Genomic DNA, 2,844 nt, shown 5'->3' on the forward strand with positions numbered 1-2,844 from the left:
TCTAAAAAGAAGAGAATTATAATTGTAAAATGGAAAAACAAACTAATATCCTTTACAAATAAAAAAGAAGAGTAGACTTTTCACATCTACTCTTGCTTGGTAGGTACAGAAGTCTGTTACGGCTTCAACACCAATGCAAAGATAAATACTTTTTTTTGAAAAGCAATATGTCAGCCCCCAATTTACAACAAGAAGTACAAAAAAAAAAGATAAAGACTGATGCCGAAAAAGATGAGATTCGTAAACGTTGGTAAGATAGGAAATTGGAAAAAGACATCAACAGGAGATTAACAATTCATCCAGAAGCAAATAAGTCCGAACTACTAGATAATGTGAGAGCTGCAAAAAGTATCTTAAAGTCTTTCCCTAACACAAAAATCTACATTAGAGGACACATTTTAAAAGACGGTGTTAAAAATCCAGAATATCTAATAGATGGACTTCTTGCAGATAGAAAAGGTATTAGGGGAGATAGAGGTGTGACTTCAGGGTTTAAGAGCGCTATTTTACAAAATTGTAAAGTTGTTGTTATCGATCTTGATATGCACAAACCGAGGTACAATCGTGCTAAACTTGCACAAAAAATCTTGTGGAGACAAGATGATTTTAAAAGAGGTATTATTGAGAGCTGCTATGTTGTAAAAAATGATAGTGCAGTACTTATCACCGCTGCAGAGATTGAGAAAGGAGAGGAAGCAATCATTTCTAAATTTAAAAAAATGGATCTACAGTCGTAACTATAGATCCAATATAGATGTGCGCAGCTTGAAGTTATCGCGCCTGTTAAGCACCTCCATCTATTTTGCATAAAGGTAAATATAATTTTAGAACAATCAAAATGTCAGCCCCAAATTTACAACAAGAGGTCCAAAAAAAACTGCAAGAACTCCTCCGTCTGACCAACAGAGTACTACCTGTAAAGGTAGGCAGGGCTGTCCGAGATAGTGTGCGAGAGAACTTCCGAAAGGGAGGTTTCTACGGCACACCCTGGCAATTTGTGTAACTATATCAGAAACTACATTATAAACCAAATTTCATTCTAATGTAATTAATAAGTTTTTGCAAAGGTTTATGCTCCAAAATCAGAATATTTTCTCCTGAAGCTATATACAAAAGTTCACATTCAGAGCAAATACCTGTACTATGAACACGGTCCAGTTTATCAAGAACTAGTATAGGACCATCGGAATGCATATCCCAGACAGAAACAACTTTGCGATTTGCAATTAGCAGCAAGGTTGAATCTGATGAGAATTTCAAAAACGACGAAGTCTCATCGTATTCATAATCAATATCTCTTGAAGATATCAATGATTTATTTTTAAGATTATAAATATTAATCTGTTTATCAGAATGAACAGCAAGAAACTGATAATTTGGGGATACCACATGTGCCATCTTATATGGTTCTATGTCAATAGGGAATTCATTCACCTCAACCTGATTAGATTCATTTACAAAAACATCTCCCCATGGTTTAAACTTACTTCCGCAATAATGGTGAGAGACGTATGATTTTGTTTCCAAATCCCATAAGCAAACAAAATATTTATACCGTATCAATATTTTTTTATCGTTATGACTAAAACGGGCATATAGAGGTTTGCAGTCATCTTCCCTGATTTCTGGATTAATATATTTCGGTATAGTTTCAATTTGCTCATAAGTTGCGGTGCACCATAAAATTATAGTACAATCATCAGAGGATACTGAAACCAGCATACTGCTATCATTACTAAACTCAATACTATCTATATGTCTTCCATGTCCTCTGTATCAATTTTGTAGTTGATGTCTTAAAATTTTAACGTTTAGAGACAACCTTGCTAATTTATTAATAAAATCAAGAAATCAAAAATAGGACCAAGGTAAGTTCTTTTGGGAACTGCGACGTAGGAACAGACGTAAATTTTAAGATATCACAAGTATCAGAGACATTTTTAATCCGCGACAGACAGAAATAGTTGTGGCTGTCTGAGTGTTTTTGAATAAAGTTATTTATTTTTGTAATAAACAAAATATTATTTTAGTGGGGTAAAAGTTATATTATGACATTAGTATCCGGTAAAAACTCATAAAAGTTCTTTGAAAATATTGAAAGTTAGGTAGTTACATGGGTTTTGGCGCGCGCCGATTTGAAATTATCTTTGCAGACTAACGTAGAATGGCATATGCATAAAGGAAAATACGTGTTTGCGCAGCTTTTAGACTTCCTCGATCGCAACGATTTTAACTATCTCGCAAGGAAATATGGTGGAGACAAATATCTCAAGCAGTTCACCTTCTATAACCAACTTTGCGTATTGATGTTCGGTCAGCTTTCCAACCGTGAAAGTCTTCGTGATGTTGTCCTGGCAACCCAGGCTCATGCATCCAAAGCATATCACCTTGGATTTGGTATGCACGCTGCCACGCTGCCAAGAGCACTCTTGCAGATGCCAACACCAAGCGCGACTATCGCATCTTCGAGGAGTTTGCCTATAAGGTCATCGCAGAAGCTCAACGATGTCGAATCGTTGATATCTTCAAGCTGAACATAGAGCGCTCTATCTACGAGAAGCTGCAGATTGTAAGTATCTCATTGACAGATACCACCAATCTTAAAGACCTCTTTGCAAAACCTAACTACAATATTGTCAATGAACTTGATGGTTCTACCGAACCAAGTTTGTTTTAATTGTTAAACTTTATAATAATCGTCCGGAACTTTTACCGGACAGCAATGTTATGAGAAACTTGATATTTTGCATCACTGCATTACTTTTAATGGGGTGCGCTACGACAAAATCTACAGATAAACTACTTGCCGAGGTGTGGAACGATGACCAACAACCTCGTCATCAA

General features: G+C 35.8%; 3 protein-coding genes. 2 read left to right on the forward strand and 1 reads right to left on the reverse strand.

The window, feature by feature from the left end:
- The first annotated feature begins 263 nt into the window (after nt 1-263).
- Nucleotides 264-737, forward strand: a complete 474-nt coding sequence (locus IKK64_05645) for a hypothetical protein (GenBank protein MBR4119548.1) — start codon at nt 264-266, stop codon at nt 735-737.
- Nucleotides 738-1,020: 283 nt separating this feature from the next.
- Here IKK64_05645 and IKK64_05650 read toward each other — a convergent pair whose 3' ends face one another.
- Nucleotides 1,021-1,722, reverse strand: a complete 702-nt coding sequence (locus tag IKK64_05650) for a WD40 repeat domain-containing protein (protein MBR4119549.1) — start codon at nt 1,720-1,722, stop codon at nt 1,021-1,023.
- A gap of 398 nt (nt 1,723-2,120) precedes the next feature.
- Between IKK64_05650 and IKK64_05655 the strand changes: the two genes are divergently transcribed.
- Nucleotides 2,121-2,534, forward strand: coding sequence for a DUF4372 domain-containing protein (locus IKK64_05655; protein ID MBR4119550.1), 414 nt, complete (start codon nt 2,121-2,123; stop codon nt 2,532-2,534).
- Nucleotides 2,535-2,844: the final 310 nt, after the last annotated feature.

This window comes from Bacteroidales bacterium, from assembly GCA_017521245.1.
Lineage (GTDB): Bacteria > Bacteroidota > Bacteroidia > Bacteroidales > G3-4614 > Caccoplasma_A.